Source organism: Rossellomorea sp. YZS02 (assembly GCF_033963925.1).
GTDB lineage: Bacteria > Bacillota > Bacilli > Bacillales > Bacillaceae_B > Rossellomorea.
Map to the genome: position 1 here is coordinate 1 of NZ_JAXBLY010000028.1, position 14,540 is coordinate 14,540.

Below are 14,540 nucleotides of genomic sequence, written 5' to 3' on the forward strand. Positions count from 1 at the left end.
GGTTAGAATGCCTGCCTGTCACGCAGGAGGTCGCGGGTTCGAGTCCCGTCCGGACCGCCATTTCTGTTCATTCAAACGAAACATTGTTTCGTTTTTTTTATTGTCTTTTTTCAGAACCTTTACTCTCATACCCCAAAAAGGGTAAACTACATATATACATTCTCCCTTAGGGTAACAAACGATCCTAAGGTTTTTTTATACTCTAAATGATGATTGAGGAGATTAACATGAATCAGTTCGAGGTTTTAACAAACAGCCCGGAAGAAACAGGCCGCTTTGCAGAGAAGCTGGCAGCACTATTAGAGCCAGGGGCTGTATTAACATTGGAAGGTGACCTTGGAGCGGGGAAGACAACGTTTACGAAAGGTCTTGCGAAGGGTCTTGGTGTCACGAAAACCGTGAACAGTCCCACCTTTACTATCATTAAAGAATATAAGGGGCATTTGCCTCTTTATCATATGGATGTATACAGGCTTGATGATTCCTTTGAAGATCTGGGATTCGACGAATACTTTGAAGGAGAAGGTGTGACGGTCGTCGAGTGGGCGCATCTCATACAGGATCAACTTCCGGAAGAGTTGTTGAGTCTGTCGATATACCGTGAAGGCGATTCTAAGAGAAGGATCGTGTTGAAGCCATATGGAGCCCGATATAGTGAATTGTGTAAGGAGATTGTGTCATGACGATATTAGCAATAGATACATCCAATTATCCGTTTGGGGTTGCCCTCATTCAGGAGGACAGAGTAATTGGAGAGTACATTACCTATATTAAAAAAAATCATTCTGTAAGAGCGATGCCTGCCATCGAGCAGTTATTGAAAGACTGTGGGATAGAGGCTAAGGAGCTAACGAAGATCGTCGTTGCAAACGGTCCAGGTTCCTATACGGGCGTACGGATTGGAGTCACATTGGCCAAGACTCTTGCATGGTCATTGAGTATCCCTCTTATACCGGTTTCAAGCCTCGCCACACTGGCTTCATCCGGAAGGTACTTTTCAGGATATATTGTTCCTTTGTTTGATGCAAGAAGAGGACAGGTATATACAGGACTCTATGAGTTTCAAGGAGACCAACTTGTTTGCAAGGAAGAGGATCGAAATGTGATGCTTGAGGAATGGGTCATAAAGTTAAAAGAGTTGGATAAAGATATATTATTCGTCGGGAATGATGTCTCCCTGCATGAAAATAAGATTCAGGAAGTACTGGGAAAACAGGCGAGAATCGCTCCGTTTGTCAGTCATAATCCACGCCCGTCCGAGCTTGCTTATATTGGAATGGGTCTTAAAGAAACGACGGCTCATGAAGTGCTCCCTAATTATATTAGGATGGCAGAAGCCGAAGTGAAGTGGCTGGAGTCTCAAAAAAATCTCAATAAATGATAAGGATCGTTACGACATGGATATACGATTTATGACAGTCGATGATTTAGATGATGTAATGGAAATTGAAAATCAATCTTTTAGCATTCCTTGGAGCCGGGACGCTTTCTTGAATGAGCTTGAACACAATCATTTGTCCAGTTATCTTGTGGCGGAGGATGGGGACAGGCTTGCAGGCTATTGTGGGGTATGGCTCGTCGTGGATGAGGCACATATCACAAATGTGGCCGTTTTACCAGATTATCGGGGACAGGGCATGGGAGAAGCTCTCATGCGCAAGATTATGGGAATCGCCATTGAATTTGGCGCCCGGGTGATGACGCTAGAGGTCAGGATCTCAAACGCACCTGCCCAGCATTTATATCGGAAGCTCGGCTTTCAGGATGGCGGGATCCGTAAACGATACTATTCGGACAATCAAGAGGATGCTTTAGTAATGTGGGTGAACTTATGAAGAAGGATATATTTGTATTGGGAATCGAAACAAGCTGCGATGAAACAGCCGTTGCGATTATTAAAAATGGAACAGAAATTGTGACGAATATTGTTTCGTCTCAGATTGAAAGTCATAAGCGATTTGGTGGCGTGGTACCTGAAATTGCGTCACGCCATCATGTGGAGCAAGTTACATTTGTACTGGAGGAAGCTCTGGAACAAGCCGGGATGACCATGGACAATATTGATTGTGTTGCTGTGACTGAGGGGCCGGGGTTAGTAGGTGCGCTTTTAATTGGTGTCAATGCGGCCAAAGCACTTGCGTTTGCCCATAATAAACCATTAGTCGGAGTTCATCATATTGCAGGGCATATCTATGCAAATCGTCTATTGAAAGAGATGGAATTCCCACTCCTTTCCCTGGTCGTTTCAGGAGGACATACTGAGCTTATTCTCATGAAAGAGCACGGTTCCTTTGAGGTCATCGGTGAAACACGTGATGATGCAGCTGGAGAAGCTTATGATAAGGTAGCCCGTACCTTGGGTCTTCCGTATCCGGGTGGTCCACATATCGACCGTTTGGCACATGAGGGCGAACCAAGTATTGATCTTCCACGGGCATGGCTTGAGGAAGGATCTTATGATTTCAGCTTCAGTGGGCTTAAATCAGCCGTTATCAACACTTTACACAATGCGAAACAAAAAGGGATAAATATTCCTCCACAGGATTTGGCAGCAAGCTTTCAAGCCAGTGTAATTGATGTGTTAGTGACCAAAACCTTAAAAGCAGTAAAGGAACATGAAGTGGAGCAAGTACTCCTGGCCGGAGGAGTGGCGGCTAATAAAGGATTGCGTGCTGCATTACAAGAAGCATTTGAAGGAATGGATGCGGAGTTGATCATCCCGCCGTTATCCTTATGTACAGATAATGCCGCCATGATTGCGGCAGCCGGGACGATATTATTTGAACAAGGCAAAAGGGGAAGCATGGATATGAATGCTCACCCTGGACTTGATATCGAGAGTTTTTAAAGGTAAGGCTTGAGCGAAGATTTCGTTCAAGCTTTTTTTCGTTTCGGATATCCACGTCTGTTGATATCGTGTGAGTAATCTACAGAATCTCCGATGAATGTGAACGAACATACGTTTTATCAACAGATTGTGGATAAGTTGTTAGTAACTTATTAAAAAATGTGTACAGCATGTGAAAAAACCGTAGAACAAACTTCCATTTATTGGGTTTTTGCTGTGGATAAATAAGGTTATTCTTGTGGATATTGTGGAAAAGTGATATGAATAACGGTTCATACGTGTTTTGGTTGTGGATAATTATGTGGAATAAGAAAGGATTGGGGAGTAGTACTTATCCCCAATCCTGTGGATTACTGTCCTAGCAGTTCTTCAAGTTCTGTCCATTCTTCTAGTAAAGAATCCAGTTCTTCTTTTGCTTTTGTGAGTGATTCATTGATGTCCTGCACTTTCTCGTGATCTTGAAAGATTTCCGGATCACAGAGAAGGTCTTCTTTTTCCTGTATGGTTGTTTCAAGGGTTTCCATAAGGTCTTCGATTTCCTCTACTCTGCGCTTTCGTTGACGTTCGAGTTTTTTCGCTTCTTTATCAATCTTATGGGTTTGTTTTTGAGTCGTACTTTGAGATAGAGCTGTTTTACCTTGTTCCAAACTTTCAAGTGCTGCAAGCTCTTCCTGTTGCTGTAACTTCTCGACATAATAATCATAATCACCAAGGTATTCGGTTGATCCCTGCTTGGATAATTCCACGACCTTGGTGGCAATGCGGTTGATGAAATAACGGTCATGGGAAACGAAGAGGATGGTCCCTGGATAGTCGATCAGGGCATTCTCCAGCACTTCCTTACTGTCTAAATCCAGATGGTTAGTCGGTTCATCGAGTATAAGGACGTTCCCTTTTTCCATCATTAGCTTGGAGAGGGCTAAACGGGCTTTTTCTCCACCGCTTAATGTCGATACGGGCTTCAGGACATCTTCCCCGGAGAAGAGGAAGTTGCCGAGTACCGTACGGATCTCTTTCTCCATCTTCATCGGGTATTCGTCCCACAGTTCATTCAAGACCGTCTTGTTGGATGAGAGTTCGGCTTGTTCCTGGTCGTAGTAACTGATGGACACATTGGATCCGAATTTAAATGCACCGTCCAAAGGCTGAAGCTTATTCACCAATGTTTTTAACAGTGTCGATTTGCCGACTCCGTTCGGGCCGACGAGTGCGATGCTGTCCCCTTTTTTGACAGAAAAGTCAATATGGGAGGAAATGGTCTCACTCTCCCCATATCCGATGGTAAGATCCTGGACGTGGAGAACATCATTTCCGCTTGGGCGGTCGATCTGAAACGCGAAGTTGGCGGATTTCTCATCCCCGAGGGGACGGTCCATCATATCCATGCGCTCTAATTTCTTCCGGCGGCTCTGTGCCATCTTTGTGGTGGAGGCCCGTGCAATATTCCGTTGGATGAAGTCTTCAAGCTTTGCGACTTCCTGCTGCTGGCGCTCGAACATTTTCAGATCTTTTTCGTAGTCTTCTGCTTTTTGTTCAAGGTATCTGCTGTAGTTCCCCAGGTATTTCTTGCTCCGGTTCCGGGAAATCTCATATACTTGATTGACGACGCTGTCTAAGAAATAGCGATCATGGGAAACGATCAGGACCGCACCTGCATAGCTTTGCAGATAGGTCTCGAGCCATGATAATGTTTCGATATCCAAGTGGTTGGTCGGTTCATCAAGGATGAGGATGTCAGGCTTGGTGAGTAGAAGCTTACCGAGAGCAAGTCGGGTTTTCTGACCACCGCTCAAAGTGGATATCTTGGTTTCATAATCGAAATCGGCAAAGTTCAATCCGTGAAGGACGGAACGGATATCGGCTTCATATTGATAACCTCCTGAATCTTTGAAGCGGATCTGAAGTTCATCATATTCTTTTAATACCCGTTGATAGACTTCTTCGGCTTCATATACAGATGGATCTGCCATCTGCTGCTCCAATGCTCGTAATTGGGTTTCCTGACGGCGCAATTCTTCGAAGACGGTCAACATTTCGGACCAAATCGATAAATCCGACTCCAAGCCAGTGTTCTGTGCCAAGTATCCGATGGAGACACCTTTTGGCTTTGTAATCTCACCCGCATCATAGGAAAGATGACCTGCGATTATTTTTAGAAGCGTCGACTTCCCGGCTCCGTTACGTCCAACAAGGGCGACGCGATCTCTTGTCTGTATTTCAAGTTTAATATTTGATAGGATATTATCTGCACCAAAGTTTTTCGTTAATTGATTCACTTGTAGAAGAATCATGACGTTTCACCTCTATTTCATAGTGCTAGTGTACCGTATTCGAGAGGGGAACGGCAATAAAACACCTATTAATCTTCGTACACTTAGGATAAAATATAGTGTATGATGAGTAGTAGAGTTTATTAATACTGTGTGCTTTCTATTTTGGAAGCGGTATCAGAGGTTTTGAAAAGATGTGGGGGAATACAATATGAACCAGGATACAACGAAAATTCCACAGGCAACGGCCAAGCGCCTTCCGTTATACTATCGTTTTATCAAGAACCTGTACTCATCCGGTAAGCAGAGGGTGTCATCAAAGGAATTAAGTGAAGCGGTGAAGGTTGATTCTGCCACCATCCGCAGAGACTTTTCGTACTTTGGGGCATTGGGGAAGAAGGGATATGGCTATAATGTCAATTACCTACTATCCTTTTTCCGAAAGACGTTAGATCAAGATGCCCTTACGAAGGTTGTTCTGATCGGGGTGGGGAACCTGGGTACAGCGTTTCTTCATTATAATTTCATCAAAAATAATAATACGAAGATCGAGATGGCATTTGAAGTGGATGAAAATAAGGTCGGGACGCAAATCAGTGATGTACCTGTTTTTCATTTAAATGATTTAGAAGAGAAGCTTGTAGGGCATGATATTGAAGTAGCGATCTTGACGGTGCCGGCATCTTCTGCTCAAAATATCACAGACCGATTGGTTTCTTCTAATATTAAAGGGATCCTGAATTTCACTCCTGCGAGATTGACGGTACCGGATCATATCCGCGTCCATCATATCGACTTGGCTGTCGAGCTTCAGTCACTCGTTTATTTCTTGAAGCATTACTCAGAGGATGACACGGAAATGTCACAAGATGGAATCATAACAGAATAGAAAATTCTTCATATTTACGTTATGATAGAATGGTAAAAGAGGAGGTGTCTCATTATGTTAGGTGCAGGTAGTATCGTACTAATAACCGTTGTGGCTTTACTGATCTTTGGACCGAAGAAATTGCCCGAGTTAGGAAAAGCGGCTGGGAATACATTACGCGAATTCAAGAATGCAACAAAGGGCTTAGCAGATGATGAGGACGACAACAGCAAAAAAGCTAAGTAGGGTAGGATGAACGCCATGAGTCAAAGTCAAAGAGACATGACAGTCTATGAACATATAGGAGAATTGCAGAAACGACTCATGTTTGTAGTCGTTTTCTTCTTGTTGGCGGTTATCGTGAGTTTCTTTCTTGCGGAACCGTTAATTCGATATTTGCAGCACGCCGATGAGGCGAAAGAGCTGACCATGAACGCCTTTCGGATCACAGACCCTCTCAAAATCTATATGGAAATGATCATGTTCATTGCCATCATCATGACATCACCCATCATTTTATACCAAGTGTGGTCATTCATTAGTCCGGGTCTATATGAGAGAGAGAGAAAGGTGACGCTCAGCTACATACCGATTTCTCTTTTGCTTTTCTTAGGTGGATTGTCATTTTCATATTTTATTTTGTTTCCGTACGTCGTGAAATTCATGATGGGGTTATCAACCAATCTGAATATCGAGCAAGTCATAGGAATAAATGAATACTTTCATTTCCTGTTTCAAATTACGATCCCATTTGGATTTTTGTTTCAGCTACCGGTCATCATGCTATTCCTGACCCGTTTGGGAATTGTCACGCCGATGCTGCTGGCCCAAATGAGGAAAGTCGCTTACTTCATCCTGTTGGTCGTTGCGGCCTTCATTACACCGCCTGATATCGTATCCCATATGATGGTGACGGTTCCTTTGCTGCTTCTATATGAAATCAGTATATGGATCTCCAAGATCGGATACAAAAAGGTGCTGGAAGCGGAGCAGAAGCTTGAAATGGAACAGTTCGAGAATATAAATAAGGATTGATCAAATGATCAATCCTTATTTTTTGTTCTTTATTTGTTTTTTGATCTTGAAATGCAACATGATCATCCGTAGCCCGGAACCGAAGTCCAGGGTCGCAAGAAAGATGAGCATGTACGTGAAAAATCCCCAACCTTCATCATTCTGTACATTTTGTACAGCAAAGTATGTGAAGAGCACACCGAGAAGGAGATAGATCACTCCTGAGAATAATGGTGATCTCCTCATAGAAATAATCCTCCAATAAATCCTTGTATTTTTTCAGCTTCGTTCATCATTTTCTCGATTTCGTCCTTATAGATAGATTGCATTAGAACGACCGTTGTATTCATGGCAACGTGGGCAAATATTGGCACCAGGATCCGCTTCGTTTTTACATAAAGGAAGGCGAATGTGAAGCCCATCGCGGAATAAAGGATCACATGCTCCGGCTCGAAATGGGCTAGAGCGAAAATGACCGAGCTGATCAGAGCGGCAAAGAAGAAATGCATCTTCTCGTAAAGCACGCCGAAAATGATCTTCCTGAATACGATCTCTTCCAATATAGGTCCGATGATGGCCGCGACCAGCATGGATAACGGCACTTTTTCAATGATGCCGATGATCATCTGCGTATTTTCAGATCCCATTTGAATTCCCAGTGCATATTCAACTTGTATCGCAACCGATTGAGCGATGAATGCCATGAAGATCCCGAGAACCGCCCAAACAATCGAACGACCGGCACCCATGGGAGCACTCCGTTCAAGCCGGGTACTTGTTTCGCTTTTCCTGAGGATGCCTCCCACAATGAGAAGGGTCAGCGTGAAGCTGATGACAAGCCAGTATCCAGGGACAAGGCTCCGTACCGTCTCATCGGGTTTACCGAGGACGTCGACACCGATCTTATATAAAAGGGGTACCCCGACAATGCTTGAAAGCTGCATGACGATATAGGCAATTAAGATAAATCCAAAATGTTTTTTCAACGTTTGATCTCCTTTTGCACCTGTAAGATAACGATCAACCTAGTTACTCCTGTACAATTCTACTAAGAAAAGCGGAACTGTTCAAATCTAAGGGTTTCATTCGTCCTGGAATATATGGGGAACGGGGGGCATAGGATAGGAGGGTGTGAAAAAAAGAGAAATATGACGAAAAAAATTTTAAGCAGGAGTCTTGCAAAATGAAAACGAATTAATTAATATAATAGTTGTGTTAGCACTCACAGAGTGCGAGTGCTAATAAATATCATTTACATATTTCAAGGAGGTTGTTTCACTTGTTAAAACCACTAGGTGATCGCGTCGTTATCGAGCTAGTTGAGTCAGAAGAAAAAACAGCAAGCGGTATTGTGCTACCGGATTCCGCAAAGGAAAAGCCACAAGAAGGTAAAGTGATGGCTGTAGGTACTGGTCGCATTCTAGACAACGGTGAGCGCGTTGCTCTTGAGGTAGCTGTCGGCGATCGGATCATTTTCTCTAAATACGCTGGTACAGAAGTGAAATACCAAGGCACAGAATACCTGATCCTTCGCGATAGCGATATTCTGGCTGTAGTTGGCGAATAATTAAATTTCCGTAAACGTAAACCATACATTATTTAAATAAGAGGAGGACTTTATCAATGGCTAAAGATATTAAATTCAGCGAAGAAGCACGCCGTTCCATGCTTCGCGGTGTCGATCAATTAGCAAATGCAGTAAAAGTAACTCTTGGACCAAAAGGACGTAACGTGGTGCTTGAGAAGAAATTCGGTTCACCACTTATCACAAATGACGGTGTAACCATTGCGAAAGAAATTGAACTAGAAGATGCATTCGAAAACATGGGTGCGAAACTGGTTGCTGAAGTAGCAAGCAAAACAAACGAAATCGCCGGTGACGGTACAACGACTGCAACGGTCCTTGCTCAAGCAATGATCCGTGAAGGTCTTAAAAACGTAACAGCTGGTGCGAACCCTGTCGGCGTCCGTAAAGGAATCGAAAAAGCGGTTCAAGCTGCTATCGAAGAATTAAAAGTGATCTCCAAGCCGATCGAAGGCAAAGATTCCATCGCTCAAGTTGCAGCCATCTCAGCTGCTGACGAAGAAGTCGGTCAACTGATTGCAGAAGCAATGGAGCGCGTTGGAAACGACGGCGTTATCACAATCGAAGAATCTAAAGGGTTCACTACAGAACTTGACGTAGTAGAAGGAATGCAGTTCGACCGCGGATATGCATCTCCATACATGGTCACTGATTCAGATAAAATGGAAGCTGTCTTAGAAAATCCATACATCTTAATCACTGACAAGAAAATCGGTAACATCCAGGAAGTACTTCCTGTCCTTGAGCAAGTTGTACAACAAGGTAAGCCATTACTAATGGTAGCAGAAGATGTTGAAGGTGAAGCTCTTGCAACGCTTGTTGTGAACAAACTTCGCGGAACATTCAACGCTGTAGCTGTTAAAGCTCCTGGCTTTGGTGACCGTCGTAAAGCCATGCTTGAAGACTTAGCGGTTCTAACTGGTGGAGAAGTGATCACAGAAGATCTAGGCTTAGACCTTAAATCTGCAAACATCACTCAACTTGGCCGCGCTGCGAAAGTAGTCGTAACGAAAGAAAACACGACTGTCGTAGAAGGCTCTGGAGATCCAGAAAAAATCGCAGCTCGCGTAAACCAAATCCGTGCTCAATTAGAAGAGTCTACTTCTGAGTTCGACAAGGAAAAATTACAAGAGCGCCTTGCTAAGCTTGCAGGTGGAGTAGCAGTCGTGAAAGTTGGAGCTGCAACTGAAACCGAGCTTAAAGAGCGTAAACTACGCATCGAAGACGCCCTGAACTCTACTCGTGCAGCAGTAGAAGAAGGTATCGTATCCGGTGGTGGTACGGCACTCGTGAACGTATACAACAAAGTAGCATCAATCGAAGCGGATGCAGATGTAGCAACTGGTATCAACATCGTGCTACGCGCTCTAGAAGAGCCGATCCGTCAGATCGCTCACAACGCTGGACTCGAAGGTTCTATCATCGTAGAACGTCTGAAGAAGGAAGAAGTAGGCGTTGGATTCAACGCAGCTACTGGTGAGTGGGTCAACATGATCGAAAAAGGTATCGTAGATCCAACCAAAGTAACTCGTTCTGCACTGCAAAACGCAGCGTCTGTAGCAGCAATGTTCCTAACTACTGAAGCAGTAGTAGCGGACATTCCTGAAGAAGGCGGCGGCATGCCGGATATGTCCGGTATGGGCGGTATGGGTGGAATGGGCGGCATGATGTAATTCATCATCGCCATTCCCTTGGATGACATTAAGGTGAATAAAGAGAGGCTTCTCAGGAGTTCGGTGAACTTTTGGGGGGCTTCTTTTTTTTATGAGATAGGATTCGTTGGGGTTTAAAACCTGTTTTTGAAAATAAATACTGATGTTAGACTATGTAAAGTACTCAAAGTGGTCATTCCAACCGGAGTGACCACTTTTTCTCATCCCAAGAGAGTCCAAACGTTTACAAAATCACCATATAGGTAAAAAGTATGATAAAAACACATCCCTATCGAAATACTTTACGTATACTCCGTGTGACTTCTACTTTTTAACTAAACAAAAGCAGGTGATAATATGGACTACACAACGATGAAACTCAGGACACTGGTAGAGCGGGTCATTGAAGGAGACAAAATGGCAAAAGAAGAATTCGAAAGGCGATGGGAGATTCCGTGGGAGCAGGTCGGGACGGTCTCGATATCCATTGAAAAGAAGCCAAGGGACTGACGTGGTTCCATCCAACCTTCTTATGATAAAGTATGGATAGAACAGTTCAGAAAGAGGGTTAACGATGACAGTCAAACAATACTATCAAGATGCCTATATGAAAAGATTTCAAACATCCATTCAAGAACAGCAGGAGGATGAGTCAGGCTGGTACGTCGTATTAGAAAAGACGACTTTCTATCCAACAGGCGGCGGCCAGCCCCATGATACAGGTACATTACAGGATAAGCGAATTATCAATGTAGAAGAAGTGAACGGAGAGATCCGTCATTACATAGAAGAACCGTTTGAAGATATTTCAGGTATTGTCGAGGGACAGATCGATTGGAAACGCCGATTCGACCATATGCAGCAGCACGCCGGTCAGCATATCCTGTCGGCTGCATTTGCAGAAGCATTCCAATACGAGACGATCAGCTTTCATCTCGGGAAAGAGTTCCTCACCATCGACTTAAACGTAAGTGATATTAGTAACTCGGACGCACTGAAAGCAGAAGAACTCGCCAACCAAATCATAAGGGAAGCGCGTCCGGTCGAGACGAAGTGGTTGACGGAAGCGGAACTGTCCGACTATCCGCTGCGCAAACAGCCATCCGTCACGGATGAAATCCGTCTCGTCATCATCCCGGACTTCGACTATAACGGTTGCGGTGGAACCCATCCACGTTCCACGAGTGAAGTCGGAGCCATCAAGATCCTTGATTGGGAAAAGCACAAAGGCCATATCCGCCTGCAATTTATCTGCGGTGACAGGGTCCTCCATCAACTGCACCGGAAGCATGGACTGCTGAAAGAGCTCACAAGTATACTCCAGGTACCAGAAGAAACGATGGTACTGACCGCCGAGCAACTGATCGCCAAACAAAAAGAGCAGGAAAAAGCACTCGAAGGATTGAAAGAAGTCCTGCTTACATATGAAGCGGAAGGATTACTCGGAATCCCAAAAGATGACTATACACTCATTCAAAAAGCTTACAGTGACCGGCCGATCCAGGAACTCCAGAAGATCGCCCAGCATATCGTCTCTAAGAGAGAAGATGCGATTGTGATGCTGGTCGTGCATAATGATCAAAAGCTTCAGCTCGTAGTGGCGAAGGGGTCTCTCCAGACGATTGACTTAAGAGAAGTCGCACAAAAAGTTTTCCCGCTCATCAATGGAAAAGGGGGCGGGAAAGAATCGTTTGTTCAAGGCGGTGGAGAGGCAGTTATGAGTAAGGAAGATTTACTTGAAAAACTGGTAAACGAACTATAGAGAAGATGAATGAGCCATCCGGCGTGACCGGGTGGCTTTTTCAATTATATGGCTGATATTATCTGAATTTGGAAAATTCGAACAACATAAAAATCCCATGGTGCAGTCACACCTCATTCACAAATGATTCCAATTACCTACCAATTTTAATACTTGTAATAAAACACCTAAAAATTACCACTATAAAATTCAAATCCTCTGTTGATAAAAGTGAAGTAATCCTTTCGTAACTATACAAAATACCTATTTTTACCTATGGAAAATTTTATAAAATAGTCCAATGATAACAGACAAAATTCGACAAAACCTTTGTCGGATTGACGTTCCCGGTTACCAGTGATAATTATTATATAGAAAAAAAGTATCAGGATTTTACAATGAAAAGTTTTTAAACATGAAATTCGTGGTAAATAAGGATAGAATTAATTCCATTTTCTTCAAACCTCATACTAACGAATCATTTTGAGGGAAATGTGACATTGTTTTGTCTTTTGGTTCGTAGATACAACTAGAAGTGGGGGATGAATAAAGAACCTAGATATTTAACTACCTGCAAAAGAGTAATCAACAATTAATAGTAACTAAACAACCTTGTAATGGAGTGACATTGGAGATGATTGAGTCCAAAAAAAGGGCATTTATATTTTTGTTTTTAGCATTTCTATTAGCCGTCGGTGCAGGCTACTTGGTATACGACAAAGTGAAAGATCTAAATTCTGAGTTGGGTGGCATGACAAAGGTTTATGTGGCAAAAAGTGATATTCCGTCAAGAACGCCTATAAAAGAAAATCAGATCGATGTAATGGAAATACCTAATAAATTCGTTACAAAATCACATATTACAGGGAAACTTCAATTGGAGAACCGGGTATCAGTGGTCCCCCTTAAAGCCGGTGATATTATCACTGAAAATATGATTAAACCTGTTTCAAATTTAAATAACGAAAACAATAGATTAGTTGCCATTTATCGGAATGATAAGGTTCAATTCGACCAGGTAATAGAAGCTCTGGATAGAATCGATATCATTGTTTCCACTGAAGTGAATGGTGAAAGAAAGACGGAGCTATTTATGAAGGATGTACCAGTCTCATATGCTGAGGGAGATGAAAAGAATTTCGCTGGAGTTGCGGTCGAGGTTCCGGAAGAAAAGGCACCCAAGTTAATACATATGCAAAACTACGCGGAGCATATACGAATTTTAAAAGCTAATGTAGGGAAAATGGAAGGACCTCCAGCTGAACAAGAAAAACCTGAAAAGTCCGCGGAAACCGAAAAGAAAGAACAACCTGCACAGACTACAAAAGAAAAGACATCAGATCAAAAGCCAGCTGAACAAAACAAACCAAAAGAATCAAATCAAGGAGACGCATCAAATGGAAAAGAATCTTGATATTCTACTAGTAAGTGAAGATGACGTAGTGACCAATCAAGTCTTAAACACCCTTGATCAAGAGGATAGTAGAGTTTCTGTCATACCCGCAGAAGATACAGTAAGGGAAGTAAATAGACAACCAAGAGATATGATCGTATTTGTCCAATCAAATAATGATAATTCAGTCGAGCTGATCCAATACATTAAATCAGTTAATCCTTCCACTTATATCATTTTTTTAGCAAGAGATTCAGATTTTACTATATTACGAAACATTTCAAAAGCTGGTGCAGAAGACTTCTTCGTATTGCCGGATGAGATGTCATTGTTCCTTAGTAGGTTCCCAACAATTAAGAAGAATTATGAAATGAAAAAGAGCAGTCAAGAAGAGAGTACAGTGGTCTTTGGAAAGGGACGTGGACAAATCTATTCGTTTTACAGCGGAAAGGGAGGAAGTGGGAAGTCAATCATATCTTCTACTTTTGCCCAAACGCTCAAGCTTGAGTCGGCTGCAGAAGTTATCCTTATTGATTTCAATCTGCAGTATGGCGGTATTGAAACGATGATGTCGATTGAAACGAATCGATCTATAGCTGATTTGACGCCAGTCATTGAAGAGCTGAATGAAAGCCATGTAAGGAATGTTTCTCAAACCGAAACGCATTCCCAATTAGAAATATTAGTAAGTCCATGCGATGCAGAAGTAGGGGAAACATTAGATGAACAATTCATCGCTAAACTTCTTAGAACATGTAGAAGGTCATTTGATTATGTCATCATCGATTTACCATCTGACGTCAATAATTTAATTGTCACGGCGATGGAAGAGTCAGACAAGATTTATTACGTTCTATATCCGGAAACTTCATCTTTGAAAGTCCTTAAGCATTATGAAGAATTATGTACCCGCTTAGGGATAGATCTTCAATCTCGATTGGAAATTGTTCTAAATGAGATTTCCAAAGAAAACGAACTGCAGCAGAGTGACTTAAAGGACATTCTTAGATTTCCAATATCGGCGTCCATAAGGAGAGATCTTAAAGGACTGCAAACTTATATTAATAAGGGTGAACCGGTGCGGAAATCACCTAAGGAGAAAAGGTTGATTCCTTTTGCAAAGGATGTAAGAAAATTCACTATGGCAGTCTTGAAATAGGAGGGAATAA

At 42.7% G+C, this 14,540-nt stretch carries 16 protein-coding genes; 13 read left to right on the forward strand and 3 right to left on the reverse strand.

Features of this window, described 5'->3' with window-relative positions:
- The first annotated feature begins 227 nt into the window (after positions 1–227).
- From tsaE to tsaD, 4 genes are read left to right on the forward strand one after another with little or no spacing between them, the layout of a single operon-like run.
- The gene (gene tsaE, locus SLH55_RS21225) at positions 228–683 is read left to right on the forward strand and encodes a tRNA (adenosine(37)-N6)-threonylcarbamoyltransferase complex ATPase subunit type 1 TsaE (RefSeq protein ID WP_219165763.1); all 456 of its coding nucleotides are present in this window, start codon (positions 228–230) and stop codon (positions 681–683) included.
- Entirely contained in the window at positions 680–1,381 is a 702-nt protein-coding gene (gene tsaB / locus SLH55_RS21230) for a tRNA (adenosine(37)-N6)-threonylcarbamoyltransferase complex dimerization subunit type 1 TsaB (protein ID WP_219165764.1), read from the forward strand. The genes tsaE and tsaB overlap by 4 nt, the downstream gene beginning before the upstream one ends.
- Before the next feature lie 16 nt (positions 1,382–1,397).
- A complete protein-coding gene (gene rimI, locus SLH55_RS21235) occupies positions 1,398–1,835 on the forward strand; it encodes a ribosomal protein S18-alanine N-acetyltransferase (protein WP_257474857.1) in 438 nt (145 codons plus the stop codon).
- Positions 1,832–2,848 carry a tRNA (adenosine(37)-N6)-threonylcarbamoyltransferase complex transferase subunit TsaD gene (gene tsaD, locus SLH55_RS21240; RefSeq protein WP_219165765.1) on the forward strand — a complete coding sequence of 339 codons (1,017 nt, stop codon included), beginning with the start codon at positions 1,832–1,834 and terminating at the stop codon, positions 2,846–2,848. The genes rimI and tsaD overlap by 4 nt, the downstream gene beginning before the upstream one ends.
- A gap of 350 nt (positions 2,849–3,198) precedes the next feature.
- On the opposite strand, the gene SLH55_RS21245 is transcribed toward tsaD, so the two are convergent.
- Positions 3,199–5,139, reverse strand: a complete 1,941-nt coding sequence (locus tag SLH55_RS21245) for an ABC-F family ATP-binding cassette domain-containing protein (RefSeq protein WP_219165766.1) — start codon at positions 5,137–5,139, stop codon at positions 3,199–3,201.
- A 190-nt stretch (positions 5,140–5,329) separates the two neighbouring features.
- On the opposite strand from SLH55_RS21245, the gene SLH55_RS21250 reads away from it, so the two are divergent.
- Genes SLH55_RS21250 through tatC form a run of 3 tightly spaced genes read left to right on the forward strand, consistent with a single transcriptional unit; the run spans position 5,330 to position 7,021 of the window.
- Entirely contained in the window at positions 5,330–6,007 is a 678-nt protein-coding gene (locus SLH55_RS21250) for a redox-sensing transcriptional repressor Rex (protein WP_201717022.1), read from the forward strand.
- A gap of 54 nt (positions 6,008–6,061) precedes the next feature.
- Positions 6,062–6,232, forward strand: a complete 171-nt coding sequence (locus tag SLH55_RS21255; protein WP_044340658.1) for a twin-arginine translocase TatA/TatE family subunit — start codon at positions 6,062–6,064, stop codon at positions 6,230–6,232.
- Positions 6,233–6,247: 15 nt separating this feature from the next.
- Positions 6,248–7,021 carry a twin-arginine translocase subunit TatC gene (gene tatC / locus SLH55_RS21260; protein WP_219165767.1) on the forward strand — a complete coding sequence of 258 codons (774 nt, stop codon included), beginning with the start codon at positions 6,248–6,250 and terminating at the stop codon, positions 7,019–7,021.
- A 15-nt stretch (positions 7,022–7,036) separates the two neighbouring features.
- On the opposite strand, the gene SLH55_RS21265 is transcribed toward tatC, so the two are convergent.
- Both SLH55_RS21265 and SLH55_RS21270 read right to left on the reverse strand, forming a co-directional pair.
- Positions 7,037–7,246 carry a YdiK family protein gene (locus SLH55_RS21265; protein ID WP_219165768.1) on the reverse strand — a complete coding sequence of 70 codons (210 nt, stop codon included), beginning with the start codon at positions 7,244–7,246 and terminating at the stop codon, positions 7,037–7,039.
- The gene (locus tag SLH55_RS21270) at positions 7,243–7,986 is read right to left on the reverse strand and encodes a CPBP family intramembrane glutamic endopeptidase (protein WP_219165769.1); all 744 of its coding nucleotides are present in this window, start codon (positions 7,984–7,986) and stop codon (positions 7,243–7,245) included. The genes SLH55_RS21265 and SLH55_RS21270 overlap by 4 nt, the downstream gene beginning before the upstream one ends.
- A 293-nt stretch (positions 7,987–8,279) precedes the next feature.
- Between SLH55_RS21270 and groES the strand changes: the two genes are divergently transcribed.
- The 6 genes from groES to SLH55_RS21300 all read left to right on the forward strand — a co-directional run bounded on the left by groES (position 8,280) and on the right by SLH55_RS21300 (position 14,530).
- Positions 8,280–8,567, forward strand: a complete 288-nt coding sequence (gene groES, locus SLH55_RS21275) for a co-chaperone GroES (protein ID WP_034766060.1) — start codon at positions 8,280–8,282, stop codon at positions 8,565–8,567.
- A gap of 56 nt (positions 8,568–8,623) precedes the next feature.
- Positions 8,624–10,258, forward strand: a complete 1,635-nt coding sequence (groL, locus tag SLH55_RS21280) for a chaperonin GroEL (protein WP_034766062.1) — start codon at positions 8,624–8,626, stop codon at positions 10,256–10,258.
- 336 nt (positions 10,259–10,594) lie between these two features.
- On the forward strand, positions 10,595–10,747 hold the full coding sequence (locus SLH55_RS21285; RefSeq protein WP_219165770.1) for a hypothetical protein: 153 nt from the start codon (positions 10,595–10,597) through the stop codon (positions 10,745–10,747).
- Between the two features lie 64 nt (positions 10,748–10,811).
- Entirely contained in the window at positions 10,812–11,999 is a 1,188-nt protein-coding gene (locus tag SLH55_RS21290; protein WP_219165771.1) for an alanyl-tRNA editing protein, read from the forward strand.
- Between the two features lie 613 nt (positions 12,000–12,612).
- Positions 12,613–13,392 carry a flagella basal body P-ring formation protein FlgA gene (locus SLH55_RS21295; RefSeq protein ID WP_219165772.1) on the forward strand — a complete coding sequence of 260 codons (780 nt, stop codon included), beginning with the start codon at positions 12,613–12,615 and terminating at the stop codon, positions 13,390–13,392.
- On the forward strand, positions 13,376–14,530 hold the full coding sequence (locus SLH55_RS21300; RefSeq protein ID WP_219165773.1) for an AAA family ATPase: 1,155 nt from the start codon (positions 13,376–13,378) through the stop codon (positions 14,528–14,530). The genes SLH55_RS21295 and SLH55_RS21300 overlap by 17 nt, the downstream gene beginning before the upstream one ends.
- Positions 14,531–14,540: the final 10 nt, after the last annotated feature.

Bases quoted from the DNA above. Each gene is read 5' to 3' on its own strand.
- tsaB (WP_219165764.1), top strand. From the start codon at position 680: ATGACGATATTAGCAATAGATACATCCAATTATCCGTTTGGGGTTGCC.
- SLH55_RS21250 (WP_201717022.1), top strand. From the start codon at position 5,330: ATGAACCAGGATACAACGAAAATTCCACAGGCAACGGCCAAGCGCCTT.
- SLH55_RS21245 (WP_219165766.1), bottom strand. From the start codon at position 5,139: ATGATTCTTCTACAAGTGAATCAATTAACGAAAAACTTTGGTGCAGAT.
- tsaE (WP_219165763.1), top strand. From the start codon at position 228: ATGAATCAGTTCGAGGTTTTAACAAACAGCCCGGAAGAAACAGGCCGC.
- SLH55_RS21285 (WP_219165770.1), top strand. From the start codon at position 10,595: ATGGACTACACAACGATGAAACTCAGGACACTGGTAGAGCGGGTCATT.
- rimI (WP_257474857.1), top strand. From the start codon at position 1,398: ATGGATATACGATTTATGACAGTCGATGATTTAGATGATGTAATGGAA.
- SLH55_RS21300 (WP_219165773.1), top strand. From the start codon at position 13,376: ATGGAAAAGAATCTTGATATTCTACTAGTAAGTGAAGATGACGTAGTG.
- tsaD (WP_219165765.1), top strand. From the start codon at position 1,832: ATGAAGAAGGATATATTTGTATTGGGAATCGAAACAAGCTGCGATGAA.
- tatC (WP_219165767.1), top strand. From the start codon at position 6,248: ATGAGTCAAAGTCAAAGAGACATGACAGTCTATGAACATATAGGAGAA.
- groL (WP_034766062.1), top strand. From the start codon at position 8,624: ATGGCTAAAGATATTAAATTCAGCGAAGAAGCACGCCGTTCCATGCTT.
- SLH55_RS21290 (WP_219165771.1), top strand. From the start codon at position 10,812: ATGACAGTCAAACAATACTATCAAGATGCCTATATGAAAAGATTTCAA.
- SLH55_RS21265 (WP_219165768.1), bottom strand. From the start codon at position 7,246: ATGAGGAGATCACCATTATTCTCAGGAGTGATCTATCTCCTTCTCGGT.
- SLH55_RS21255 (WP_044340658.1), top strand. From the start codon at position 6,062: ATGTTAGGTGCAGGTAGTATCGTACTAATAACCGTTGTGGCTTTACTG.
- SLH55_RS21295 (WP_219165772.1), top strand. From the start codon at position 12,613: ATGATTGAGTCCAAAAAAAGGGCATTTATATTTTTGTTTTTAGCATTT.